The sequence below is a fragment of the Streptomyces sp. NPDC051105 genome (assembly GCF_040682795.1).
Taxonomy (GTDB): domain Bacteria; phylum Actinomycetota; class Actinomycetes; order Streptomycetales; family Streptomycetaceae; genus Streptomyces.
On sequence record NZ_JBFBBR010000001.1, the window covers coordinates 123198 to 148771 of the forward strand.

16 protein-coding genes and 1 pseudogene are annotated in these 25574 nt (G+C 67.2%); 5 read left to right on the forward strand and 12 right to left on the reverse strand.

Going from position 1 to position 25574, the window contains the following annotated elements:
• Positions 1-33: 33 nt before the first annotated feature.
• The gene (locus AB0N16_RS00615) at positions 34-654 is read left to right on the forward strand and encodes a TetR/AcrR family transcriptional regulator (RefSeq protein WP_365791557.1); all 621 of its coding nucleotides are present in this window, start codon (positions 34-36) and stop codon (positions 652-654) included.
• Between the two features lie 722 nt (positions 655-1376).
• Here the strand turns inward: AB0N16_RS00615 and AB0N16_RS00620 are convergent.
• Complete coding sequence (locus AB0N16_RS00620; protein ID WP_365791559.1) at positions 1377-2243, reverse strand: alpha/beta hydrolase; 867 nt, start codon at positions 2241-2243, stop codon at positions 1377-1379.
• Between the two features lie 106 nt (positions 2244-2349).
• Here AB0N16_RS00620 and AB0N16_RS00625 point away from each other — a divergent pair, with 106 nt between their 5' ends.
• Positions 2350-2829 (forward strand): CGNR zinc finger domain-containing protein, encoded by a 480-nt coding sequence (locus AB0N16_RS00625; RefSeq protein WP_365791561.1) that lies wholly within the window; start codon positions 2350-2352, stop codon positions 2827-2829.
• A 664-nt stretch (positions 2830-3493) separates the two neighbouring features.
• On the opposite strand, the gene AB0N16_RS00630 is transcribed toward AB0N16_RS00625, so the two are convergent.
• The 4 genes from AB0N16_RS00630 to AB0N16_RS00645 form a co-directional block, all read right to left on the reverse strand.
• A complete protein-coding gene (locus tag AB0N16_RS00630) occupies positions 3494-3922 on the reverse strand; it encodes an ATP-binding protein (protein ID WP_365791563.1) in 429 nt (142 codons plus the stop codon).
• A gap of 417 nt (positions 3923-4339) precedes the next feature.
• Positions 4340-5026: an SDR family NAD(P)-dependent oxidoreductase gene (locus tag AB0N16_RS00635; RefSeq protein ID WP_364848420.1), complete on the reverse strand. Its 687-nt coding sequence runs from the start codon at positions 5024-5026 to the stop codon at positions 4340-4342.
• Positions 5027-5109: 83 nt separating this feature from the next.
• On the reverse strand, positions 5110-5502 hold the full coding sequence (locus AB0N16_RS00640; RefSeq protein ID WP_365791565.1) for an ester cyclase: 393 nt from the start codon (positions 5500-5502) through the stop codon (positions 5110-5112).
• A 261-nt stretch (positions 5503-5763) separates the two neighbouring features.
• Positions 5764-6501, reverse strand: a complete 738-nt coding sequence (locus tag AB0N16_RS00645) for an SDR family oxidoreductase (protein WP_365791567.1) — start codon at positions 6499-6501, stop codon at positions 5764-5766.
• Between the two features lie 83 nt (positions 6502-6584).
• On the opposite strand from AB0N16_RS00645, the gene AB0N16_RS00650 reads away from it, so the two are divergent.
• A complete protein-coding gene (locus AB0N16_RS00650) occupies positions 6585-7226 on the forward strand; it encodes a TetR/AcrR family transcriptional regulator (RefSeq protein WP_365791569.1) in 642 nt (213 codons plus the stop codon).
• A gap of 516 nt (positions 7227-7742) precedes the next feature.
• Here the strand turns inward: AB0N16_RS00650 and AB0N16_RS00655 are convergent.
• Entirely contained in the window at positions 7743-8492 is a 750-nt protein-coding gene (locus AB0N16_RS00655) for a TetR/AcrR family transcriptional regulator (protein ID WP_365791571.1), read from the reverse strand.
• 245 nt (positions 8493-8737) lie between these two features.
• On the opposite strand from AB0N16_RS00655, the gene AB0N16_RS00660 reads away from it, so the two are divergent.
• Entirely contained in the window at positions 8738-10978 is a 2241-nt protein-coding gene (locus AB0N16_RS00660) for an MMPL family transporter (RefSeq protein ID WP_365791573.1), read from the forward strand.
• Between the two features lie 161 nt (positions 10979-11139).
• Here the strand turns inward: AB0N16_RS00660 and AB0N16_RS00665 are convergent.
• The 4 genes and pseudogenes from AB0N16_RS00665 to AB0N16_RS00680 form a co-directional block, all read right to left on the reverse strand.
• Positions 11140-11394, reverse strand: a pseudogene (locus tag AB0N16_RS00665) (SDR family NAD(P)-dependent oxidoreductase); the annotation flags it as partial.
• Between the two features lie 185 nt (positions 11395-11579).
• On the reverse strand, positions 11580-12014 hold the full coding sequence (locus AB0N16_RS00670; protein WP_365791575.1) for a hypothetical protein: 435 nt from the start codon (positions 12012-12014) through the stop codon (positions 11580-11582).
• Positions 12015-12105: 91 nt separating this feature from the next.
• Positions 12106-18666, reverse strand: coding sequence for an RHS repeat-associated core domain-containing protein (locus AB0N16_RS00675; RefSeq protein WP_365791577.1), 6561 nt, complete (start codon positions 18664-18666; stop codon positions 12106-12108).
• 152 nt (positions 18667-18818) lie between these two features.
• A complete protein-coding gene (locus tag AB0N16_RS00680) occupies positions 18819-22499 on the reverse strand; it encodes a LamG domain-containing protein (protein ID WP_365791579.1) in 3681 nt (1226 codons plus the stop codon).
• Between the two features lie 882 nt (positions 22500-23381).
• Between AB0N16_RS00680 and AB0N16_RS00685 the strand changes: the two genes are divergently transcribed.
• Positions 23382-23786, forward strand: coding sequence for a type II toxin-antitoxin system PemK/MazF family toxin (locus tag AB0N16_RS00685; RefSeq protein WP_365791581.1), 405 nt, complete (start codon positions 23382-23384; stop codon positions 23784-23786).
• Between the two features lie 174 nt (positions 23787-23960).
• On the opposite strand, the gene AB0N16_RS00690 is transcribed toward AB0N16_RS00685, so the two are convergent.
• Positions 23961-24164, reverse strand: coding sequence for a cold-shock protein (locus tag AB0N16_RS00690; RefSeq protein WP_098750155.1), 204 nt, complete (start codon positions 24162-24164; stop codon positions 23961-23963).
• Positions 24165-24464: 300 nt separating this feature from the next.
• Entirely contained in the window at positions 24465-25508 is a 1044-nt protein-coding gene (locus AB0N16_RS00695; RefSeq protein WP_365791583.1) for an alcohol dehydrogenase catalytic domain-containing protein, read from the reverse strand.
• Positions 25509-25574: the final 66 nt, after the last annotated feature.

The following is a 25574-nucleotide window of genomic DNA, read 5'->3' on the forward strand; positions in this document are numbered from 1 at the left end:
ACTATATCGAATGAGTACAGCTATCATCGGAGGATGTCAACACACGGTTCTGGCCGACGGGCCGAATACGCGGCGGCCACCCGGAAGGCGATCCTCGCCGCGGCCCGACAGCTGTTCGTCGAACGCGGCTACTTCGACACGCGCGTCGAGGACATAGCGCGTGCCGCCCGCGTGGCCGTGCCCACCGTTTACGCGGCCGGCGGCGGCAAGAGCGGCCTGCTGCGCACGCTCATCGAGGAGGGCGTGCACGCCGCGGAAGCCGGCGGCATCCACGACCACATCGCGGCACAGACCGACCCCGTCGCACTGTTGCGGATGATCGTCGACGGCACGTGCGACGAGTTCGGTAAGTGGGGGCCGCTCATGCGCCAGGTGACGGCCGCCGCGCCCAAGGACGCCGCCGTTCGGGAGAGTCTCGGGGTTGCGCACGCGAGCCTGCGAGCCGGGCTGGCCGCCACCGCGTCACGACTGCACGAGCTGGGCGCCCTGCGGCCCGGCCTGACCGTGGCAGCGGCGACCGACGTGCTCTGGTACTTCCTCAGCAACGGCTCCTACTTCACGCTCACCGACGACTGCGGGTGGCCGCTCGAGCGCTCGGCACAATGGCTGTTCGAATGCCTGACCGACGCGCTGATCGACCGTGGTGCCGGCTGACGCACCGGCCCTGACGTTGACTCGGCGGCACATCGTCGTCCTGCGGACTGCGAGCGCCCCAACCGCTACAGGCCCGCACCCGGCCCGCCTTGCCCCTGAGAAGGGCCGAGCGGATCGCCGAGCACGGGTGCGCGCCGGTCGATATTGCGGTGCGCGAGACCGTCCGGGGCCCGCCGTACGGGCAGGGTCATGGCGAGCTCTTCACCTCCCTGCGCGCTGGACGGCCGGGGAAGCCGGCGGGCGGGTCCTACAGCAAGCGGGCTGGGGCGCTGGTAGCGCGCCGTCCGTTCCTCAGCCGACGAACATTCAGCCGCCGCAGTCCGCGCTGCCACGCCACAACCGCGCACCGGCAGCTCCATCAGTACCGGGCGGCCGCCGACAGCGGCATCGGCCAACAGGCGGCGATAGCCACTGCATGTCCGTTCAGTACCGCGACCGCCGTCCGGACACGCCGCCGTCAAGCCACGGGTACAGCCGCACCGCGGACCGCGCCGCCCGCCACTCACACCCGTTCCACCCGCATCGCATCGCATCGCATCGCATCGCATCGCATCGAGGCGCGGAGACACCATACGTACGAGGTCACACTTGCCGACCGTGCCGCTGTACGCCGGCACCCCGATCGGTCAGTCCTGCGTTAGCGGCCCAGCCTCGTCCGGGCCCTGAGACTGCCCTGCCGGCGCGTGCCCTGTGAAGAGCTCCACTTCCACCTCCCGCCCCGCCTACTCCAGCACTCGCCCGAGGAAACCGCGCATGTAGCCCGCGACGACGTCCAGGTGGCTCTCCAGCAGAAAGTGCCCGCCGTTGACGAGGTGCACCTCCGCATCCTTGGCGTCGCGGGCGAAGGCCCTCGCCCCTGCCGGGCCGAAGATTTCGTCATTGCGCCCCCACACGGCGAGCACCGGGACCTCGCTGGTGCGCAGGAATTCGTGCAGCAGCGGGTAGAGCGGGCGGTTGTTCTGATAGTCGCGGAACAGCGCCAACTGGACCTCGTCGTTGCCCTCGCGGGAGACGAGGGCGAAGTCGTGCTCCCAGGTGTCCGGGCTGACCAGGGCCGGGTCGGGCACGCCGTGCACGTACTGCCAGCGGATGGCATCGATGCTCAGCGCGGCGCGGACGGCGGCCTCGGTGCCGGGACCGGGGTTGGCCCCGTAGGCCCACACGTCAGCCCAGAACGACTCGACGAATCCGTCCTCGTAGCCGTTGCCGTTCTGGGTGACGAGGGCGGAGATCCGTTCGGGGCGCTGGAGCGCGAGGCGCCAACCGACGGGGGCGCCGTAGTCCTGGACGTAGAGGGCGTAGCGGTTTAGGCCCAAGTGGTCGAGCAGTCCGGAGGTGAGTTCGGCGAGGGCGTCGAAGGTGTAGGTGAACTCGCCTACCAGGGGGGCGTCGGAGTGGCCGAAGCCGAGGTGGTCCGGCGCGATGACATGGTAGTCGTCGGCCAGCAGCGGGATGAGCTCGCGGAACATGAACGAGCTGGTCGGGTAGCCGTGCAGCAGGACGATCGCGGGAGCGTCGGCGGGGCCTGCTTCGCGGTAGAAGATCTCATGACCATCGATGGTGGCGGTCCGGTAGCGCACCGAGCCCATGTCTAACCCCTTAGAAAGTCTGATGCGGTTAGTTCCGCGCCATGCAAGCACTCGCTGAGCTAACCTGTCAAACACTTCTATCCGGTTAGGAGGAGGGTGATACTCCATGGACACGCTGCTGGACCTGCTCAACAGCAGGCCGCTGGTCAACGGCGAGGAACAGGACGCGCTCGGTGCCCCGGCCGGAGGTAGACGCTGGGCGCGGGAACACGGCGGCGAAGGCAGCCCCGCGGAACTGGCACTGCTGCGCGAGACGCGGGACCTCCTGCAGGACATAGTGCGCGGAGAAGGCTCGCCCGCCGCATTGAGCCCTCTGCTCGAAGGGGTCCACCAGATCCCGGAGATCACTTCGAACGGTCTTCAGTGGATCGTCAAGACTCCCCCGCACGCCCGATTGGCCGTCGAGGCGGTTCTCGCCTGGGCCGCCACCGAGAAGCAGCTCCCCGGCCGGCTACGCCCCTGCGCCAACGCCGAGTGCCGGCTGTTCCTCCTCGACCGCAGCCGCGCCAACCGCGCCCGCTGGTGCTCGATGGCCGTCTGTGGCAACCGCGAAAAGGCACGCCGCCACTACGAACGCACCCACTGACCTTGTTCTCGTCCCGACCTCTGACGGTGCCCCGCGTGTGATCGCCCGTCGGAGGATTCCGGTGAGGTGAACACGGCCCTCCACCCAACGAGGCACCTGACCCGGCACGCAGGCGGAAAGGAATGAGGATGCCGCGTCGCGTTGCCCAGCGGGAAGCGTTTGCGGTGGCGTCACACGTCAGCAGCGACGCGAGCCTCGGATCGCTGCGGCCGGGGCTCGCCAGCGTATCCCCTGGGACCAGACGAGCGAGCACGCGACGCCGTACTCAGCGGGAACCGCTGTCGGCGCGGAGAGCACCGGCAGGTAGGCGGGCGACACAACCGGGATATCGCAGCCACCGCTGCGTCCTTCACGGCCGAGCTCGGGAAGCCGAAGGACTGACCCTTGGCCCCTGCTGTTCTACAAGCACTGTTCAACGATGCATGTCCGGCACATCGCGACTGGGCGTTCGGCGTGCTGACCATGCTGGGCCGGATCAGCCCGGACGGCGGATTCACGGTGCTGCGGGAGGTCTCCCACACCAACATCAAAGTGTCCGCCATTGCGGAACAGGTTCTCCGGCACGCCCAGGGCACGGCACTGCCCGGCCCTCTGCTCAGGGAAGCTGCAAGCGGCTCTTGCCGGGCTGCGCACGCCCCACCTGAGACAGGGCCGTCGGGCCGGACTACAGGGGCTGGCGCCCGTGAGGGGCGCCGGCGGGGTCGTCGGCCAAGGCGATACGGGCGGTGATGCGTTTGCCGACCGGTTCGCGCTGCGCCTCGAAGCCCTGGGAGACGGCCATCACGATCTCCAGGCCGTGCTGTCCGACTCGGCCAGCGTCCGCGGCCCGGGCCACGGGCAGCACCGGGTCGGAGTCCCACACCACGACCTCCACCACGCTACCGGTGATCCGAAGGTCCAGCAGCACCGGCCCGGGGGCGTACTTGCGGGCGTTGGTGACCAACTCGCTGACCACCAGCTGCGTGAGGTCCATGGCGCGCTGGGAGACCGGGATACCGTGCTCGGCCTGGACCCGGGTGAGGAAATCGGCGGCGAGGCGGCGGGCCCGGGCGATGTCCTCGCCGTCTGCGACCAGGGCAGCACTGGTCTGCATGACCGGCCTGTACGGCGCCGTGCCGCCTGCCGGCGTGAGGTCTGCTTCCATCACGACTGCCATCCGCTCTCCATTCACCTGATGCAGCGCACGTTTACCCGCGCAGCTGCGGATCACGCCATGCGGTTTTGTGTGGCCTGGGCCATAGGGTGTGCTGTCCGGACAGGTTGGTGACGCGGCTGTCCGTTCTCGTGAACAAAGCCAGATGCGGGAGACCCCCTGCGAGTGGACACGTCCTGCACGTATGCCTACGCGGAACGTGAGCCTGTTCGGAACCTGCCGAAGGTCGGCTGGGCCCTACATGGCGGGATCGGCATGGACAGCGCCGCGAGCTGTTTGAGACATCTTGTTACAGGGGGCGCTCTGTGGGAGCAGGCGGGGCAGCTCAGGCGTGCTGCCCCGCCTGCTCCCACACGACTACCAGGGCACTTCGCCGTTCTCGTCCTGGAACGTTCCTGTCGGGCCATCAGCATCGAGGGTGGCAAGACGCACGACGACCCTGGCACTCTCCTCCGGCGCCCTTCCGACTCCGAATGCCGCGGTCATGTCAGTCGCGGTGGTGCCCGGCTCGACTGCGTTGAACTTGATGCCCGGCTGGGACTTGGCGTACTGGACTGTCAGCATGGTGGCTGCGGACTTGGACGCGGAGTAGAGCGCCAACGGCAAGTTGAACTCAGGTCGCTCCGGATTGGTCACTGCCCAGAAGGATCCGGCGCTGCTGGAAACGGTGACCACAGTGGGGTTCGAGGACTTGCGAAGCAGAGGAAGCGCCGCTTCCGTGACACGCACGACTCCCACCGCGTTGGTGTCGAAGGCCCGGAGTGCCGTGGGACCGTCGGTGACTCCCTCTCCCAGGATGCCCGCGTTGTTCACCAGGACGTCGAGTCGGCCCTCGGTCGAGTCGATAGCCCCCAGAGCGCTGCTCACTGATGCGTCGTCGGTCACGTCGAGCTGGACGAATCGCGCGCCGAGCGCCGCCGCGGCCTTCTCGCCTCGCTCGGGGTCACGAGCGCCGATGTAGACAATGTGACCCAACGCGAGGAGTTGTCTGGCTGTCTCGAACCCGATGCCCTTGTTGGCCCCAGTGATCAGAGTGATGGTCATGCGTACTCCTGCGAGTCAGGTGGCCCGGCTGGGCCGTTGGCGATGTGGGATTGTTCTGTGAGCTGCCGGCGCTGATCCGGAACTCAGCCGGTCAGTTGCCGGAGAAGTCCGCCGGCGTCGTGCAGAGCGGTCATGTGCACGAATCGTCCGTTGCGGACCTGGTAGATGGCGTACTCGGTGATCTCGAACGAGGCGCCGGTAGGAGTCACGCCGAGCCATTCCTTCACCGGGGTACCCGTGTTGACGAGTCGCGCGGCCAGACGGTCACCGTCGAAGAGCAACTCCTCGAGCTCCCAGTGGAGGTCCGGAACCGCGTCCACGTCATGCTTCTGAACGGCGATGAGGTCGTCCCGCGTAGCCGGCTCGCCGTTCAGGGTGGTCCGGTCGTCGATGAACTCGTCCATGCCGTCGAACTGGTGGGCGTTGAGCGCCTCGATATAGCGCAGGTAGAAAGCGCGCAGGTCTCTGTCGGACACAAGGTGATCTTTCTGTGGGGCGGATCCGGATTGGTACTGCAACGGGATGCTGATGAGATGCGACGATCAACGAGATGGCTAAGCACTCAGCGGACGTTGGCGTTGCCGGCGCGGCAGTCGGAGTGGCGGCCGACGTCATCCAAAGAGGCCGCGGCCACGATCTTGTTGCTTCGGGCGCACTGGGCCGCGTAGGACGCACACACGCGGCCGGGAGTGCACCCGTCGCTTCGAGGGAACCGGAAGCGCACCACCGGCCGTCGTTCAGGCCCGGGTGTAGCCGCCGTCGGCGAAGAGTTCGGCGCCGGTGACGAACGACGAGGCGTCCGAAGCCAGGAAGAGGGCGGCCTCGGCGATTTCCTCGGCGTCGGCCAGCCGCCCCAGGGGCACGACGGCCTCGGCGAACCGGTCGGCGTCCGGCCCCGCGGCGCGCAGCAGGGCAGGGGTCCGCGTGGGTCCCGGGCTGAGCACGTTGACCCGGAAGCGGCGCTCCCGTGACTGCCGGGCCCAGTTGTGCACGAGGTTGCTCAACGCCGCCTTCGAGGCGCTGTAGACCTCGAGCTGCTCGTTGGGCCGCACGCTGTTGCTCGAGCCGACGACCAGGATGGAGGCGTTCTCCGCGAGCAGCGGAAGCGCCTTCTGAACGGTGAACAGGGGGCCCTTGACGTTGACGGCGAGCGTCAGGTCGACGTTCGCCTCGGTGTGGGCGCCGAGCGCGGCGTCCGCGACGATTCCGGCGTTGGCCACCAGCACATCGACGCGGCCGGCCTCCTCGCGGACTCGCGCGTAGAGCGCGTCCAGGTCGGCCAGGACCGAGACGTCGGATCGTACGCCGGTGGCCGCAGGGCCCATCTCCTTGACTGCCGCTTCGAGGCGGTCGATGTCCCGGCCGGTCACGAAGACCCGTGCGCCCTCCCGGACGAACCGGTGGGCGATGGCCAGCCCGATCCCGCTGGTGCCTCCGGTGATCACGGCCACCTTCTCCTGCAGCACGCCCGCCATGGGAACCCCTTCGGTTGTGGAATGGATCGTCCACAACGTAGGCAGTAATGGACGATCGAGTCAAGAATGGCTAGTGTGAGCCCATGGCGAGACCACGCGCGTTCGACGAACGCCACATACTGGAGCAGGCCAGGGAACAGTTCTGGGCGACCGGCTACGCGGGAACGCGGATGGACGACATCTCCCGAGTGACCGGCCTGGGCAAGGGCAGCCTGTACGGCGCGTTCGGCGACAAGGCCGAGCTGTTCCACCGGGTGTTCGACGACTGGTGCACCGCGGTCGTCGAGGTGGCCCGGGAGCGACTGGCGGGTGGTCCGGACGCGGAGGCCCTGGCCCGGCTGTCGGGATACGTACACCTCATGGCGGAGAACTCCGCCTCCGACACCGAGCGACGCGGGTGTCTGCTGGCCAAGGGCGCGGCGGAACTAGCCCACCAGGACCCGACGGTCGCCGGACGGTCGGCCGAGACCATGCAGGCGCTGCTGACCCTGCTGCGCACGGAAATCAGCGCCGCCCAGCGCCACGGCGACATCGACCGCGCCGCGGATCCGGAGCGGTTGGCGGCACTGCTGCTGACGGTGGTCCGCGGTATCGAGGCGGTGGGCAAGGCCGGCCTGGCCCCGGAGGCACTGCGGAACATCGCAGACACCGCACTGGCGGTCCTGCCCGTACCCGAGGGGCGGAAACGCCTCGCAACCGGGCGCGCTCCGGCCCGCGAGAACTAACCTGGCGCCACCGCGGCCACATGCTCCGCCGGACGGCGCCTAGCCGTGCCGGCCGTTGCTGAAGCGGATATGCGCTGACGAGAGTTCATTGTGGCCGATGCGCTGTTCCATTGGGCGCCGGCTGTCTGAGGGGTGGCCAGGTTCGCAGCGCCGCGTCTGCCACCTGCTGGAGTCCGGAGCGGATGGCGTCTCCGCGACCTGTACGGCTATGCCGTAGGACACAGCCATGACGTATCGGCTGAGCGGTCCAGGAGTCAGCGTCCTCGTCGACGGCCCCCTGGAACCGGCGGCGGAGAGCACGGCCGTCGTCACGCCCGGCGATCAGGGCTGCCCGGGCCGCTCGGCCGGAGTCGCGGACCAATCCTTTTGAGCCACGAATGCGGCAACGTCGTGCCAGCGACAGCTGCGCGTCACCGCCGCCGAAGAGGACGCGCACGAATCCTTCCCGACAGCCGCAGCGGGCGTCTGCCGCAACTGAGCGGCTCATCCTTGGTGTCGGGGCGGAGTCCAGGTTTCTCACCGAGGCTCGGCGCGGGACGGTGCGGGGATCCGGCGATGAACGTCCTCGAACAGGTCCCGCATCGCCATGCGGAAGATCTCGGCCTGGTGTTCGCCGACAAAGGTGGTGTGTCCGAAGACTTCCAGGACGACCATGCCGTGCATGTGGCCCCATGCGCTGACGAGGAGGGCGGCCGCAGGAGGCGGCAGGGTGTCCGGGCCGTGCGGAAACAAGTGTTCCAGATCCGCCTGGAGGGCTGACGAGAGGACCCGGGTGTCGGCCGCGGCCAGTTGTGACGTGGTGAACCCGCCGAACATCTCGCGCTGGAAGACCTCGCTCATCCGACGCATCGCCTGAGTGGTCGGACCCTCGGCCGGTGCCTCGTAGTGCCGCAACGGCGCCCCGTACAACAGCTGGAATCGCTCGGCGTGGGTAACGGCCCATCGGCGGTAGCCCTGGGCGGCGGCCAGGAACCGCAGAGCAGCCGGTTCGTCCGCCATCGTGGCGACAGCCGCTGTCACCGCGTCGGCCAGGTCCTCGTACGCCTTGGCGACGAGAACCGTGACGAGGGCGTCCCGGTTCGGGAAATAGTGGTAGAGCCCCTGCACGGTCATACCGAGGCTACGGGCGACCGCTCTCAGGGACAGGGCGTGCAGCCCGTGTTCGGCGAGGTGCTTCTCGGCGGCGGCCACGATCTCCTGGGTGGCGACGGCCCGGCGTCGCTGGCGCAGGGATGGCAGGACCGTCGCGGACGCGTCTGCGGACATGCGGCGATCCTATGGTGCCGATCCGACGGAGTCTCAGAAACTTACGACTTCCTGAATACCTGACAGTGTCAGGTAAATCTCCTTCTGCTCAAGAGCCGATCGCCTGGCTAACGTCGTGCCCTGCCGATGAAGAGCGCGACACCGCGCCCCCTCTGACGGGGCGAAGGAACGCTGCGCCGCGCTGCGCCGGCCCATGCCCGGCCGGCCCCTCGTCTTCCCCAGAAGAAGCTCAGAAGGAGATCTCCGTGTTCGAACGTGTGGCCGGATTGGCGATTCGCCGATCCCGGCTGGTCCTGGTCGTCGCCGCCCTGGCCGTGGCCCTCATGGGGGTCGTCGGAGCGGGCGCCTTCGACAAGCTGAAAGGGGGCGGTTTCGACGATCCGGCTTCTCCCTCCGCCCGGGCGTCGAAGGTCATCGACGAGAAGTTCGGCGGCGAGACCAACCTTGTTCTGCTGGTCGGCTCCCCCGCCGGCCGCATCGACACTCCCGCCTCCCGAGAGACCGGCCAAGCCCTGGTGGCCGAGCTCAAGAAGGACAAGCGGCTCAGCAACGTCGTCTCGTACTGGGAAACGAACAGCCCCGACCTGCTCTCCGAGGACGGCCGCGAGGCCATGGTGCTCGCCCACGTGAGAGGCGACGCCACCCAGCAGCGGGAGTACGCAAAGGGGATCCTCGACACCTACAGCGGCACCTACAGGAACACCCTCACCGTCCAGGCCGGAGGGGGCGCCGCCGTGGGCGCGGACCTGTCGAACCAGGTGGTCGAGGATCTGATCCTCGCCGAAGGGATCGCCATACCGCTGACTCTCGTCCTGCTCCTGTTCGTCTTCGGCAGTGTGGTCGCGGCCCTGCTGCCGCTGATCATCGCGCTGATCGCCATCATGGGATCGTTCGCCCAGCTCTTCCTGCTCGGCAGCGTCACCGATGTCGCCGACACCGCGACCAACCTCACCACCGCCCTGGGCCTGGGACTGGGCATCGACTACGCCCTGCTGATGGTCAGCCGCTTCCGGGAGCAGCTCGCGGCCGGGCTGAGCGTGGACGACGCCGTCCGGCGCACCGTGCACACAGCGGGCCGCACCGTCGCCTTCTCCGCCGCGACCGTCGCGGCCGCCCTGGCGGCACTCCTGGTGTTCCCGCAGTACTTCCTGCGCTCCTTCGGCTTCGCCGGAGTCGGTGTCGTCGCGATCGCGGCCCTGAGCACCCTGTTCGTGATGCCGGCCCTGCTGAAGGTTCTGGGGCACCGGGTCAACAGCGGGCGGCTGCCGTGGGCGAAGCCGCGGAGCTCCGCCGCCCGCGCACCCCTGTGGGGACGGGTGGCACGCACCGTCATGCGGCGGCCCGCTCTCACAGCACTGCCCGTCCTCGCGGTGCTGTTCTTTGCGGCGAGCCCGCTGCTGCACATCACCTTCGGCACGCCGGACGAACGGGTGCTGCCCAAGGACGCCGAAAGCCGCCAGGTCTCGCAGGCACTGCGCGAAAAGTTCGGCGGCAGCGAGGACTCGGCCCTCCACATCGCCATCAACCAGCCCGTGGACAAGGCCCCGCTGGCGTCGTACGCGGCCCGACTGGCCGCGATCGAGGGCGTCGAGCGTGTCGAGACCAGCACGGGAACCTACACCGCGGGCCAGGCCACAGCGACCGGGCCGGGCGACCCGACCCTCGGCCGATCCGACGCACAGCGAATCAGCGTGATGAGCAGCCTGACACCGAAGTCGGACGCGGCCCAGAGCCTGGTCGAGCAGGTGCGCTCGGCCACCCCTCCCCCAGGGGCCCACCCCCTGGTCGGCGGAACGGACGCCGAACTCGTCGACTCAAAGGAATCCATCGGCGACCGGCTCCCCCTGGCCGTGGCCTTGATCGTCGTCACCACCTTCCTACTGCTCTTCCTGTTCACCGGCAGCATCGTGCAGCCGCTGCGCGCACTGGTCCTGAACCTGATCAGCCTGGGAGCCACCCTCGGCGTGATGACCTGGATCTTCCAGGACGGCAACCTCTCCTCACCACTCGGCTTCACCGCACAGCCGATGGAGATGACGATGACCGTGCTGATGTTCTGCATCGCCTTCGGCCTCTCGATGGACTACGAGGTTTTCGTCACCAGCAGGATCAAGGAACTCCACGATCAGGGAGCGGACAACGAGACCGCCGTGGGCAACGGACTCGGCCACACCGGAAGCATCGTCAGCGCGGCGGCCTGCCTGCTCGCGGTGAGCTTCTTCGCCTTCGGCACCGCCAAGCTCAGCTTCATGCAGATGTTCGGCCTCGGCAGCGGACTGGCCATCCTCATCGACGCCATCGCCGTACGCGGAGTCCTGGTCCCCGCCGCGATGCGGGTGCTCGGCCGCTCGGCCTGGTACGCGCCCGGCTTCCTGCGCAGACTCCACAACCGCTACGGCCTGAGCGAGGGCGGACCCGAGCCGACCTCCGCATCCGGACGCGCGGCGGTGGCCCCGGCACCCACGGCGGACTCGACCAGGGCCTGATGAGATGCGTCGGCACAGCTGTCGCGACGTCGCCTTCCACCACCGGCTGGCGCTGACCACCCTGCACAAAGACGGCGTGGGCATCGGCAGGGAGCGGGGCTGGGACACGCACCAATGGCTCGCCTGGAGCACGGCGTACGGCTCGCCCCGGACAGCAATGCGGGCTGCTTGCCGCTCATGCTCTTCATGCCCTCGATCCTCGGGGTGGTGCGCGGGGCATAGTCGTCGATGGACAGCTCGGGCCAGGTGGTGGAGCCGTCCACGAGAAGTTCGGTGCGGAAGTAGCCGGGCTCCACGATCGTGGTGTGGATGTTGTACGGCTCGACGTCGTAGCGCAGGGACTCCATCCATCCCTCTTCCGCGAACTTGGAGGCGGCGTAGGCAGAGGTGAACTCCATGCCGACCAGACCGGCCGAACGACCGCCGAACAACGCCCGACATGGTGTCCTTCTCCTGGCTTCAGCCGGACGTGGACGGGCCCGGGGCAGCCGCCATTCGGTCGCCAGTGGCCAGCTCGCACAGACCGGATATCGCAGGAACGTAAACGGTTAGCCTCCTAACCGGCCGCTGGCGTACATCATCACTAAGTGGCACCCGTCATTTACTTGAGCGTCATGGTCTGATCACTGTCGCCATATTCACCCCACAGGACGGTGCGTCCGTTCATTGCACCGGCCCAGAGGGTCGCAGTGCATCCATCATTAAATCGAAGAAGTACTTCGCTTCTCTGACGCCCCTTGTCGCTACTCCACGTCCCGTCGCCGTCTTTTTCCTTGACCCCGCTGCCCGGGCAGCTGAAATATTCGAGCTTGATTCGATTGGCTGTGAAATTTCCGTTCTTCTGCAAGTCCAGGGTGGCAGACCCTGACTTCCATACGCGAATGAGAGAGTCGGTGGATACGAAGCGCCCCTCCGGATATTTTTCATAATTCGTCGACGCATAGCATCCGGACAAGAAAAGGGTAGCAATGGCGAGACATCCGATAAAGTGTGGAGACTGCCGGTGAAGCCGAATTGCTCGGCTGGACTGCGTCACTCATTCTCCTTGCATCGAGAGGCTGTGGTGTGGTTACCCGTCGGTTCGGGTAACCACACCACAGCCTCCACATCTCTGACTCGGGCTGATTCTAGTTCATGATTACCGTCCGGAAGGTAATCGTCATGTAATGCGAGGTCATTGCGTGCCCGAGTGCGACTATTCCGTCGTTGTCATACCTCTGGACTGCGCGATCGGCTGCCGTTCCGTAGCCTGTCGCGATGTGGGCGAAGGATGACATCGTCATGTTATTGGTGATAGTGATTCGAGCCTGCACCCCGTTTCTGTTGGCTCGGAGAATCTTGTACTTCGCTGTGTACGACCCGAGTACGGCAGTGGATGCGTTGTTGTCGCCAGTCAAGATGGACCATTGGTCGGTGAGGAACTGCTTGATCTTCCCCCCGGCGCTCTTCGCGCCGATCGAGTACGGCTCCAGGGTGCCTTCCGTCTGGCCTTGCGTCCATTTCCGCATGATCTCTTTCCGTTGAGCAGCGGTGACGTCGCTGACCATGACTTGCTTGGCTACTTCGCTGTCTTCGCCGTAGGTAGTGGCTCCGTCGAGATCGCCCAGAGCCCACTTCATTCCGATCTCCCGCAGGTCGTCATTGCCGCCGCCCAGGATCGCATCCCCCGGATTGCAGGATACGAGGATCTGCATCGCCGCGCACTCGCGTTTTTCCGCGTAGCCAGGGGCTGCAATACCTGGCGGAATGTAAGGAAGGTATTCCGGCTGGGGCCCGACGAGAGGTCCAGCGGCGAAGCCGCAACTTACGAGAGGTGCGCAGCCGGACGCGTCACCATTGCCCCCGTTGGATGTACTACCGCCCGTGTGTCCCGTGCTAGTGGTAGTCGCAGTCCCGCCGCCCTTCTTGCTCCCGGAAGACTTGGCGGGCTTGCCGAGTTCTTCGGGTGTGCAGTACTTGATGTCGTACTGGCAGGAGTTCGGCCTCGACCCAATTTCTGTGCCTGCCGGGTCGCTGAGGGTGACAGGGTTGCTGTCCGCGTAGCTGTAGCCGTTCAGGGACTGGGCGTCGTTGGTGTCGAGAAGGGGGTCGACGCTGAGGAAGCGGCCGGTGACGGAGTCGTATTCGCGGGCTCCGACGTAGGTGAGTCCGCTGGTGGGGTCTGTGGTCTTGCCGAGGAAGGTCTTGTCGTCGGCCCAGGCGCCCGTACCACCGGAGCGTGCGGCGCCGAACGGGGTCTCGTAGCGCTTGGTGACGGCCTGGGTGGTGGCGTCGAGGCTGACCGTGGAGGTGCCGTGCGGGTCGCCGGAGAGGTAGCAGAGGGTCTGGGTGCCGCTCTTGTTGGTGCGCAGGGCGATCGTGGTGGTACCGACGCTGTAGTAGCGCTGTGCCCAGTACTTGGCCGTCGAGGTCGACGTGTCCAGGTGGACCTCGGTGGCTCCGAGGTAGAGAACGGTCTCGCCGCTGGTGTTGCGGCGGATGAGGAGGCTGCCGTCCGCGTCATAGACGTGGCTGGTCGTGCTCTTCGTGGTACCGCTGCTGGACTTCTCGGTGACCGTGTCGAGGTTCCCGGTGGCGTTCCAGGTCAGAGACTGGGTGTCGGTGCCGTTGGGGCGAGTGGTTGTCGCGCCGGTGCTGCTGTAGCCGTAGGTGGCGCTCACACCGGTGCAGGAGGTCGCGGTGGTCGTCGCGGTGAGCCGATGGGGCTTCGTGCTGTCGTAGCAGTACGTGCGGCTGGAGTCTCCGGTGCCCGTGTGCGTGGTCTCCGTGGTGCGCAGGCCGCCGCCGGTGTAGCTGTACGTGGTCCAGTAAGGCGAGGCTCCGCCGAGGTTGGCGGTGGTGCGGCTGCTGGTGGCGCAGGTGGCGGTGGACGGGGTCCAGGCGTCGGTGAGGCGCTGGTAACCGTCGTAGCTGAAGCACTGGTAGTCGGTCGCGCCGGTGCCGGAGAGGTTGGCGGTGTCGAAGATGGAGGTGACGTCGCCGGTCTTGTCGTAGGTGAAGTTCAGGTCCTGGACACTGCGGGTGGCGTCGGTGGTGAGGCTGCGGGTGAGACGGTCGGTGCCCTCCTCATAGGTGTTGGTGATGTACGCCTTCTTGGCGGTGGCGGCCGTGGAGGTGCCCAGGGTGTACTGGTTGGCCTGACCGAGGGCGTTGTAGTCGGCGGCCAACAGGTAGCCGGTGGCCCCTCCGACGTTGGTGATCATTCCGAGGCTGTTGTACTCGTAGTCGACGGTCTCGCTGCTGAGGCCGCCGGCTGCCGGTTCGGTGTAGTACTGCTGGGTGCCGTCGATGTTGTAGTACGAGGTGGTGGCCAGGGTCGCCGAACTGACCGCTCCGGAGGTGACCAGTGAGTCGCTGGACGGCAGGATCAGCTGGGTCCCGGTGGCGTGGTAGAGGTTGTCGTAAGCGGTGATCTTGCGGGTGTAGGCGCTGCCGGTGCTGCCACTGCCGCCGACGTAGCTGATCGAGTCGTACAACTGTCCCTTGGCGGTGGTGTCGTAGTCCCAGTGGGCCAGCTTGTTCGCGTCCGTCTGCGATTTCTGCCACTGATCGGTCTTGCGGCCCAGTACGTCATAGGCGTACAGCAGTTCGGTGCCACCGTTGTCCGTGCTGGTGGCCATCTGGTCCAGGGACGTGTAACTGGTGGTCGTGGTGCCCAGGTCCGGGTCGGTCGCCGAGGTCTGCCTGCCGAACAGGTCGTACACGTAGGACCACTGGGCGCCGTCCGGTCCGGTGACCGTCAGGGGCAGGCCGTCCAGGGTGTACGAGTATTTGGTGGTCGTGTAGGCGGCTCCGGTTCCGGCGCCGTAGTCGGCGTCGGCGGGGTCGGTGCCGGAGTAGGTGCGCTTCTGGACGGTGTTGCCGAAGATGTCGGTGATCGTGCGGGTCGCCGAGCCTCCGTCCAGTGCGGTCGTCGCGGTCGAGTCACCGGTGTAGCTGGTGCTCGTAGACCACTTCTTGACGCCGTACACGTACAGGCTGCTGCTCGTGGCCCGGCCGGCTCCGTCGTAGACGGTTTCCGTCTGCTTGGGGGCGCCGCCGTACTCGGCGCGCGCGTACGCACCGCTGGGCAGATGGGCGGAGTCGAAGACGTCCGTGTAGGTCTCGTAGGCCAGGCCTCGGCTGTCGTAACGGGTATCGGTGAGCAGACGGCCACCGTTGGAGGTCGGGGACTGGATTTGCAGGGGCCGCAGGAGGGAGTCGTAGATGGAGTACGTGGTGTTGTAGGTGGTCCCGTCGGCCTTCAGGGTCGCGGTCGACTCCCAGGACGGGTCGTCGTTGGTGACGCTGTAGGCGTAGGTGTAGTTCGCGGTCTGGCCCGCGGAGTGGGAGCGGTTGGGCAGCCAGGTCGCGGTCTTGCGGCCCAGTGCGTCGTAGGTGGTTTCTGTGATCTTGTTGTTGACGTCGTAGACCTTGGTGGGCAGGCCAGAGGCGTAGTCGGTGTAGGTGTAAGTGGTCTGGGCCTTGGCGTTGGTGACCTTGGTCTTGGTCAGGGGGCCCGAGTCGGTGGGCGTGTAGGTCGTTGAGGTGGTATTGCCGCCGGCGTCGGTGACGGTCATGGGGCGGCCCAGACCTGCGGTGCCAGCGCTGTCGTCGTAGGTGGTGGTCGCGACGGTCTGCCACGTGGTCGGGGTGCGTTCGCCGCTGGTGGCGGTGGCCGGGTAGGCGGCGGCTCGTCCGGTCCAGGTCGCCTCGCCCAGCGTCGGGGTCTGAGTGGCGGACCAGGTGGTGGCGGAGGTGTTGTCGAACACCGTCGCCGTATCGGAGAGGACGTCGCCTCGGGATGTCGAGGAGGCCGGCAGGTTCAGGCTGGTTTCGGCGACGGAGCAGTCCTGCCCGACCACCCGGGTGCGGGAGACGAGGTCGGTCAGGCCGATGGCGGTTTTGCGGGCGTACCAGGTGCGGGTGCAGGTGTTGTCGCCGCTGACGCCGGTCTGGCCGGTGTCGTTGACCTGGGTGGCCATGCCGTAGTCGTCGTAGGTGGTGCTGGTGGTGCGGGTGCGCCAAGTGGCGGAGGTGGTGAGGTAGGTGGAGGTGGAGGTCTGGCCGGTGCGGACGTAGTACGCCTTGACGCTCGCGTACGACTTCTGCTGGCTGGCGGTCTGGGAGGTCCAGGGGGTGTTGACCGTCACGGTGACCGGGGTGTCGCCGTTGTAGGTGACCTGTTCGCGCTGGAACCCGGCGTCCTGGTCGCTGTCGGTGATATCGGAGACGTCCAGGCCGGACACGTCCAGGCCGGTCCGGGTGGCGGGGGCGGTGGTGCCATCGGACTGCCTGTCACCGTCCATGCCCTGCATATAGACGCTGACGGTCTTGGACTGGGTGGTGCCGGCGGCGCCGGTGGTCGTGGTGACCTTGCCGTAACCCCGCCACTGGGACCAGGTCCGCTCGTCGGCGGGGACGAGTGGGTCGAAGTTGTAGTGCCAGGCCGGGTCGGTGTAGCTGTAGGAGTTCTCGACGCCCTGGCCCAGGCCGGTCGGGTCGGTGCTCAGCACGGCGGTGACCCGGTACTTGTTGAACCAGTCGAGCGAGGCCTCGGTGGCACCGTTGATGTGCCAGTACTGGGGGTAGCAGCTCAGGGTGTCGTTGTCCTCGGACGACGGCATCTTCGAGCCCCGTATGCACTCCGGGTTGGAGAGGGTCACCGTGGTGATCGCGCCCGTCTCGGACGTGATGGTGGCGATCCGCGGCATGCTCAGTTTCAGGATGTTGTCGGAGGTGGAGTCCACCCGGTTCGGCCGCAGCTGGTAGGTGAAGGTCACCGGGTCCAGCTTGATGTCGGTGCCGTTCTTGCCGGTGTGCTGGATCGAGGTGAGCGCCAGGGTCTGGTCGGAGGTGTTGTCGATGTCCTGGCCGTCCTGGAACTGCTGGGTCAGTGTCCAGGAGTCGACCGCTGTGTAGGCGGAGGTCGCCGCCGAATAGGCGAGCGTGTTGATGCCGGTCAGCCGCTTGCGGGTGAAGAACGAGGGGCTGGATGACTGGCAGTCGTCGTCGCCGCTCGCGCAGATCAGGTCGTACGGGACGTCCGGCCAGTCGTCGGAGGTCGAGTCGGTCAATGAAGAGCAGTCCGAGGCGGTGCACCGTTCGTCGTAGGAGAACGTCACCTCGTCCGAGGCCGTGCCGGAGAACAGTGTGGTGTCGCGCTGGCCGTAGAGGATCTTGGTGAGGTAGCCGCCTCGTGTGTACTGGGTGTTGGCGGTCGAGGCCCCGTTCTTGGGGTAGTAGTTGGTCTCGGCCGTGTACCAGTACGACATGGCGTTGCCGTGCAGGTCGACGACGTAGTCGAGGTTCCAGCGCCAGGCCTGGGTGAGGGAGCGGTCAGCGAAGCCGGATCCCTTGTCGTAGCCGGGCTCGCCGGAGTCGTTGCCGAAGACGGGGGCGGTCCATACCGAGTTGGTGCGCTCGGTGTCGGCGCCGGGCAGTTTGTTGAGGCCGAAGACGTACTTGGTGCCGTCGCCGGTGGTGACGGTCCAGTACTCGCCCTTGCCGTCGATGCTGCCGTCGCCGTCGTCGTCGTTGTCGGCGCCGGTGGAGTGGGTGACGGTGGAGGCGTCGTCGTCCTTGAGGTGCCACTTCCCGTCGGTGTCGTTCTTGACCAGTTCGGTGGACTTGCCGTTGAGGACCAGTGAGGCGTTGTCGTACTTCCAGCACAGGTCGTACTTGTCCGACTGGCCGTCGTCGTCGCAGGACGCGTACGACCGCTCGATGTATGACGACCCGGTCAGCTCGAAGCCTTCACCGACCTGGGTGGACTGGTTGTTGGTGGACGCCGTCTTGCCGTCGGTACCGCCGGAGTCGTAGTCCAACGAGAGCGAAGGCGCAGGGCCCGCCGCCGCGGGTGGCGTGGACAGCGGGTAGTTCCAGGTGAACGCACCGGAGGAGCCGCCGGCCTGCCAGCTGGACGACGCCGACAGTGGCGAGGCCGAGTAGTTGCCCGAACCGGACGCCGACTCACCCGAGGCCGCCGTCAGCGCGAGCACGGTGGCCGAGGAAGCTGAGGTCTGAGACAGGAGGGACGGGCGGGCGGTCGAACGGGATGCCCGTGCGTCACTCCGCTGGGCGGAAGCCTGCCCGAGTGGCACCGTGGCGGACACGCTCTGGCCGCTGATGCTGTTGTGTGAGCCCAGGGGCGTCTGGACACGGCAGGCGGCCTTTTCCGGAGTGGTCAGGGCACAGGCCGGCAACTGTACGAGGTGCAGGCGGCCCGCCCAGTCCCCGCCGTAGGCCGAGGCGAAGGCACTGTAGTCGACGGTGACCTTGGCGTCCCCGTGGTCGCTGGCGCTTGCGGTCAGCAGTACGCCCTTGATGCCGGCGGCTGTCGCGGTTTTGCGGCTGAGGACCCGGACGCTGACGTTCCCCGAGGCGGATTTCGCTCCCGCGCCGCGGTGCACGGACACGGGCAGTCCGCCGGCTGTCAGCTTGACGGTGCCGGAGACGGGCAGGAAAGCAATGTCGGTGGCGGCCTTGGGCCAGGTCGCCTTCTGCTCGGCGAGAGCGTGTGCGGCCTGCTTCTTGTTGGCGGCCTTCGTCGCGGCCACCCGCGCCCGGGCCTTCTTCGCGCCCAGTCCCTTGACCGTCTTGACGGTGTCGGAGCGCTGCTCGGGTACGGCAGGTACCAGCTGCTTGGTGGTCGTCGAGGCTTCGGCGGCCACGGGAGTCAGGCCGGTCAGGGCCAGCGCGAGTGTCACGCCGACCGTGAGCACTCGGTGTCTACGGCGTCTCGCATCACTGGCGGCGCGCACGGCAACAACCCCTTACACGTGAGAAGTCATCAGGAAAGGAAGTGCGGGATGCCGGTGGTGAGGCGGCAGATGCCGCCTCACCACCGGCAGAGGGGAAGTCAGTCGCCGACTGTTTCGACGATCTGTTCCTGGCTGGCCATGGCACCGGCCCAGATTCGGATGTCGCTGACCGTCGCGGGCAGGTAGTGGCCCCAGGCGGAGTTCACGTAGGCCTTGCCGACGGCGAAGTCGCCGGTGCCCGGGGTTGCCGTGTAGGCGGTGTCATCGCCGTTCTGCGCGTCGCCGACGTAGAGGCTGACCGTGCCGGACTGTGCGTCGAACACGCCGGTCAGGCGCACCGCGCTCCCGAGGTTGGCGACGTCGTCGGAGACCACTCCGGTGAAGCTGCCGGCGGTGTTGAGCCGGCCGAAGTGCCAGAGGCCGACGGGGATCGTGGTGCCGGTCTCGGGGTCGGTGTCGGTGCCGGTCAGCTCGTACCACAGGCCCCAGGCGGAGCCGTCGGCGCTGCGCTGGCCGAGGACCTGCCCCATGAAACCGACCGGCTTCGCCGCGAGCGCGGCGCTGTCCAATTGCACCGCGGTGGTCGCGGTGAACGACCCGGTCTCGTCTACCAACGGTCCTGCTGCTGTCGCCGCATCGTCGGTCCCGTCAAGGACGATTCCCGTTCCGTCCAGCGACGCGCCGCCCGACAGCGTCAGGGACGGACCGTATCCGGAGGTGGTGTCGGCGACGGTGGTGCCGGTCGCCGCAGAGGGGTCCCAGGCCGCCACCAGCTCTGCAGCTCCGTAGCTGTCATTGGTCTTCAGCTGTGCCTCGGTGGACAGCTCTGCCGGCGACAGGGCCCGCTGCCAGACGGTGGCCTCGTCGATCTGCCCGTTGAAGTAGTCGGCGAACGTTCCCGCGGTGCTGCCGTTGCCGCGGCCGAACTCCAGCGGGCCGGTGTCGGCTTCCGGCTCTCCGCTCGGCAGGGCCTGCGGGCTTCCCTGGGCCTTGCCGTTGACGTACAGCTGGATCGTGCCCGCCTTCGCGTCGTAGACACCGGCCAAGTGCGTCCACACCTTTACGGGAGGTGAGGCGGTGTCCGCGAGCGAGCGGACGACGTGCGCGGTGCCGGCCGAGTCGGTCCAGTGCCAGTTGAAGATCCACTTGCCGTAGGCGGTGGAGTAGTAGATCGCGAAGCCAGGTTGCGTGCTGCCGCTGCCCGTCTGAGAGAGGACCACTTGGTTGTGGGTCGGGGTAGCAGCCATCCGGGCCCACGCCTCGATCGTGTACGACGACCGCGACTCCACCACCGCCCCCGAGGTCGCCGCATAACCCGCCGAGCCGTCCACGGTCAGCCCCGTGTCCGTCTCAGGGGTAGCCAGTTCCGCGCCCGTGGCGTCATGGGTCAGCACACCGCGACGGCCACGCCCGTCCCGCGAGGCGCCGGAGGAGGAGAGGGTCGCGTTGTCCTGCTCCGCCGCAACCGTCGTCGACGTGTCGAGCGCGGCACCGCTCGACTCGTCGAAGTGCCACTGACCGACCGGACCTGTGCCCTCCGCTACCAGAAAGTCCACGGAATTCGTGGCACCCCAGCCCAGCGAGTCCTCGGCCCGGACGAAGACGCTGAACGTGCCCGACGTCGGCGGCGTGAACACCGCCGTCGGCTTCGAGGCGGAGATCGGCGACGACCAGGCGGCCGAAGAAGTCAGCTTGTACTCGTAGTACGTGTTGGTGGCTGCGTCTCCGGACGCGGGGCTGAACGTGAACGTCACGTCCGTACCCGGTCCACCCGCCGCCGTGCAGGAGGTGGTGGCGCACACCGAGTACGGGCTCGACAGCGCGATTCCCGGGGCCTTGGGCCGGGTCGGGTCGACCTTGAAGTAGCACCAGGCGTTACTGGCTGCGTTCGACGGGCCGGCCAGGTAGTCGTCACCGCTGTTGTAGTACGACCGCGTCCACGCCCGGTACCGGTACAGCGTCCCCTCGGTCAGCGTCGACGTCGGGACGCTGCCCGGTGAGACGTTGTCGCCCACATATCCGCTGGTGGGCCGGGCGGTCTCGAAGACGGTCGACCATGTGTCGCTGCTCGCCGTGTACTTGTCCACGCTGTAGACCGCTTTGAGCGACGCACCGGACTCACCGCCCGCCGCGGTCTGCGGTGTCGCAGTCAACGCCGGCGTCGGGTCGGAAACCACCAGCGGGTCCGACTGCTTGGTCTCGCACGCGACACCCGTCCCGGCGACCAGGCCGATCTTCGTGGGCTTCGCGGGGATACCCACATACTTGACGTCGATTTCGGCGTCGTCGTCGAACCGCTTCCAGCTGTTCGGATCGGTCTCGTCGTGCGCCTTCAGCATCAGCGTGAGGCGGGAGAAGTCGCCGTTGGCGAACTTCGTCATGGTGGAGGTGAGGTTCTCGTTCGTCTCGGCGGGGTTGTCGTTGAACTCGATGGGGGCGGCGGGCTGGCTGGGATCACACGCCGATCCGCGTCCCGCGGACACGTATCGGTCGACCATGAGGTCCCAGTTCGCCGTCGGGCCTGGCCAGTTCGTCGACGAGGAGATGTTGCCGGTACGCACGAGGTCCACCCACGACGGGGTGCAGGACATCGACCACTTCTCCGTGACGGCGAACGTGGCGTCCAGGACATGCTTTCCCGCCAGTTTCGCCGGCGAGAACTCGAAGTACATGCGGTTCTTGTAGCCAGAGCCGCAGTAGTACGCGTAGCCGCCGGTGACGTAGGTGCCGCAGTAGCCGACGCCCTTGCCGCTGTCACCGCCGGAGAAGTTGTAGAACGTGTCCCCGTCCGACGACAGCAAGGTCCGCTCGGAGGCCGTCATGCCAACGTCCGGGTCGATGTACTGCGGGAAGACAGCGGAGTCATCGGTCAGCATCGACGCATCCGGGGTCACCGTGATCGTGTCCTGTTCCGCGGTGACCGGAAGACGGGCGGAGGAGTCTCCGTCACTGGGCCCCTCGGTCGGGTCCGGCGTCGCCTCACCGTCGTCGACCGTGGTCTCGTCCGTAGCGCCGGCCCGCGCCGCTGTCGTGAACGAAGCCTGCGACGCCGAGTGAGAGGAAGCCGCGGCAGAGGCGGGCACAGTGTCGCTGGCACCGCCCGCGGAGTCCCACTGCTGGGCGGCGGGAGCCCGGAAGACGGTGTTGCCGTCGTCGTCGACCGCGGACAGGCCACCACCTCCCCCGTCCCTCAGGGACAGCCCGTCAGCCCGTACCGGGAACGAGAGCTTCTTCAGGTCCGGATTCGAGGCGGCCGATGCCGAGGTGACCACGAGCACCTCTCGGTAGCCCTCGGTGGTGGCGGTCATCCGCAGATCCACGCCCGGCAGGACATCGGCGTACACCGCCGAGTCACCGTCCAGCGTCGGCTTCGGCAACGTGCCGGGCCAACCCACCGTCAGCGACCGCCCGTCGAGGGACAGCTTCACCAGATCAGAGCCGCTTCCACCGCCCGAAAAGGTGATCTTGGCAACCGACGCTTTCGGCCCGACCGTGCCGTCCGACCGCGCCTCCAGCGTCGCGTCCGGTTGCGTCCAGGACCCGTCCGCCTGGCGAGCCCGCACCGGCACGGCGGAGTCCTTCAGCGTGAACGTCACACCGTCCGGATTGGCGAACGTCGTGGTGTACGGCGTGCGTTCGCCCACGATCTCGACCTGTTCCCCCGTCTGTGCCGCCTTCTCCGCGTCCGCCCGCGCCTCTGGCGTCACCTGTCCGGTCGCCGCAGCATCATCGGCGTACGCGTCCGCTGCCGGCGCGGCCAGAGTCGGCGCAGCCGCCATCAATGCGGCCGACACGGCCAGTGAGACAGCACGTCTACGCGCGCCGCCCGTGAAGCGCGCATGCCAAAGAAGGCCCATCCCCACCCCAACTGTTCACGGAGTTCTTACCCCACCCTTACGGCCGCCTCATCAGAACCGCACCCATCACCGCAGGTCAATGGCCCATGCAGCAAAGAAGCACTAGATCCAGCCAGGCGCGAGAATGATCGAACAGGGCAAATAGAGATTTTCAGGCGGGGTCGTAATCGCCCCCTTTCGACCGGCCCCCGCGGCGCACCAGGCGAGATGGCGAAGCTCGCCGCCCATTCCGTCATGTCCGCAAATTCCTTCTCCCAGACATTCCGTCACTATGCAGTTAGCGCCCAATCGATAATTCGCTAATGCTAACGCGCGAGGCTAAGGCGTGGGAAGGGGTGCCCGAAACGGCTCCTTCGCCTCAGCCCACCCCCACTCCCTCGGTGACTGAAAGTCGCACCAAGTGTGGCACTTTCGTTCGCAGGCACGGACCCAATGGGTGTGGCCTGTATGCAACCTGAGAGAAGTGAAAGAAAGTGCAAAGTGAAAGGCTGGCATTACACAGGAGATACACAGCCACCGAAGTGAATTCGTGGTGGTCCAGCAGTTCTCGCGCGGCAGGTCCGACAACAGGCCGAGTACCACCTTCCGGGCCCGGCGTCGGGATTCGACCCGTGTGAAGCGTCCCGCTGTCCGGCTCATCAGGCCCTCGAACGCCTCCTGCCAGTAGGCAGGGTCTACGCTGTGACCTGCGGCCACCACATGATCGTTTGCCTCACACGCCGATGATCAACGGTGGCCGCACCCGTCTCCACACCGCGTCAGGTCGCGCAGCGTCTGCCTGCCGTCCTGTGTATGGGAGGGCTTGTGCAACGTGGCGAAGTCTGGTGGGTCCAGTTCGACGAGCGGAGGTTGGTCGTACTGCTGTCAGGAGACGACGCGTCCGGGTTCCAGGTGATGCAGGTCGTCCCTCCGGCGGGCCTCGACATCAGCGGTCTGGGCATCGAAGTGACGGTCGGCGCCGGTGAAGGGCTGCCACTCGAAGGCGTGCTGCGGCTCGCGTTCCCGCGTCCAGGCTTCACCCCGTGCACGTGGCTGACCACCGTGTCCCGGGACGACCTGATAGAGCGGGCGGCCGTCCTGTCCTCCAGGAAGCTCAGCGAGATCGACGATGCTTTCCGACTCGCTGAACAAGCACAGGAGCGGACCCCGGCAACGACCGCGAAGCTCAGCGAGATAAGGAACGCCCTCCGTCGCGGTGAACTCGGGTAGACGGAGAAGGAGCCCACGCCCGCGACGGCATGGGCGATCTCGGGCGAGATGAGCCACGCTGGACACCTGCGCCTCGACGCCCCTCACCATCGAGATGAGGACATCCTCATGCCCCGCACTGACGCGCGACGCCCGCCTCGGTTTACCGAGGCGGGCGTCGCGGAGTTGGACAGCTCAGGCGGGAGTGATGTTCTCCGCCTGCGGGCCCTTCTGGCCCTGGGTGATGTCGAAGTTCACCTTCTGGCCTTCCTGGAGCTCACGGAAGCCGGAGGCGTTGATGTTCGAGTAGTGGGCGAAGACGTCCGGGCCTCCGCCGTCCTGCTCGATGAAGCCGAAGCCCTTTTCCGCGTTGAACCACTTGACGGTTCCGCTGGCCATGTGTCCTCCAAGGGGACTCGAAGTCGGCTCCCGCACTTTGCGGAGCCGGAGGTGGTCGTCCTGGTCCTCAGAGACGCTGAACAGCAAGCTGCCCGTGAACTCACGTCCACGGGCGGTACTTCGGAACCACGACTGCTGACCTGGACGTTACACGGCCCGTGCGGTCGAAGCTACGGACAACGGGGAGTGCCCTGTCCATAACTTCGACAAGCCGCGAACAGAACGGACCTTGCTGCGGATATCCCATCGGACGGACCGGTGCTCCGACATGGGTCGGCGTTCTTCCTGATGTGTCCCGGGTCAGGGCTTGACGAGGACCTTCAGGCTCGTGCGGTCGGCCATGTCCTGGTAGCCGGCCGGGACGCCGTCGAGGTCGGTGGTGGCGTCGAAGACCTTCCCGGGCTCGATGGTGCCGTCGAGGATGGCGGGCATCAGTTCCTCGATGTAGGCGCGGACCGGTGCGGGCCCACCGGCGAGGCGGATGTTGTGACGGAACAGGCTGCCGAAGCCGACCGGAGCTTCCTCGTACTGGGGGACACCGACGCGGCTGATCACACCGCCGGGGCGGACCACGCCGAGGGCCTGCTCATAGGCGGGCATGTGACCGACCGCTTCGAGGACCACGTGCGTGCCGTTGCCGCCGGTCAGCTTGCGGACCGCCTCGATGCCTTCCTCGCCACGGGCGGAGACGACATCTGTGGCACCGAACTCACGGCCGAGGTCAGTACGCGCCTGGTGGCGGCCCATCAGGATGATCTGTTCCGCCCTGAGACGCTTGGCGGACAGGACCGCGAGCAGGCCGACCGCACCGTCGCCGATCACGGTGACGCGAGTGCGCTCGTTCACGCCGCCCGCCACGGCGGCGTGGTAGCCGGTCCCGAAGACATCCGAGAGGGTCAGCAGGGACGGGATGAGGGCGGAGTCCGCGGTGACGGGGAGCTTGACGAGGGTGCCGTCGGCGAGCGGGACACGGACCGCCTCGGCCTGGCCGCCCTCGTCCGGCAGACCGTCCCAGAAGTTGGCCTGCGCATGGGCGCAAGAGGTGTGCAGGTGCTCGCGGCAGAACTCGCAGGTGTTGTCGGAGATGGCGAACGGGGCGACGACCAGGTCACCGCGCTTGACCGTGGTGACCTCGGAGCCCATGTCCTCGACGATGCCGATGAACTCGTGGCCCATCCGTGCAGGGCCGTGCTCCGGCTTCATCGAGCCGTAGGGGTGCAGGTCGCTGCCGCAGACGCAGGACGCGGTGATGCGGACCAGAGCGTCGGTGGGGTGCTTGATGACGGAGTCGGGGACGTTCTCGACGCGGACGTCGCCGGCGCTGTACATGAGGGTTGCGCGCATGAGGGGTTCTCCAGTGCGGTGGTGGGTCGGGTGGTGCTGGTCAGTGGGTGTGGGGGGCGGGTACGC

Bases quoted from the DNA above. Each gene is read 5' to 3' on its own strand.
- AB0N16_RS00690 (WP_098750155.1), bottom strand. From the start codon at position 24,164: ATGGCCAGCGGAACCGTCAAGTGGTTCAACGCGGAAAAGGGCTTCGGC.
- AB0N16_RS00635 (WP_364848420.1), bottom strand. From the start codon at position 5,026: ATGACCATCACTCTGATCACTGGGGCCAACAAGGGCATCGGGTTCGAG.
- AB0N16_RS00655 (WP_365791571.1), bottom strand. From the start codon at position 8,492: ATGTCCGCAGACGCGTCCGCGACGGTCCTGCCATCCCTGCGCCAGCGA.
- AB0N16_RS00680 (WP_365791579.1), bottom strand. From the start codon at position 22,499: ATGGCGGCTGCGCCGACTCTGGCCGCGCCGGCAGCGGACGCGTACGCC.
- AB0N16_RS00630 (WP_365791563.1), bottom strand. From the start codon at position 3,922: ATGCAGACCAGTGCTGCCCTGGTCGCAGACGGCGAGGACATCGCCCGG.
- AB0N16_RS00645 (WP_365791567.1), bottom strand. From the start codon at position 6,501: ATGGCGGGCGTGCTGCAGGAGAAGGTGGCCGTGATCACCGGAGGCACC.
- AB0N16_RS00625 (WP_365791561.1), top strand. From the start codon at position 2,350: ATGGACACGCTGCTGGACCTGCTCAACAGCAGGCCGCTGGTCAACGGC.
- AB0N16_RS00620 (WP_365791559.1), bottom strand. From the start codon at position 2,243: ATGGGCTCGGTGCGCTACCGGACCGCCACCATCGATGGTCATGAGATC.
- AB0N16_RS00650 (WP_365791569.1), top strand. From the start codon at position 6,585: ATGGCGAGACCACGCGCGTTCGACGAACGCCACATACTGGAGCAGGCC.
- AB0N16_RS00615 (WP_365791557.1), top strand. From the start codon at position 34: ATGTCAACACACGGTTCTGGCCGACGGGCCGAATACGCGGCGGCCACC.
- AB0N16_RS00695 (WP_365791583.1), bottom strand. From the start codon at position 25,508: ATGCGCGCAACCCTCATGTACAGCGCCGGCGACGTCCGCGTCGAGAAC.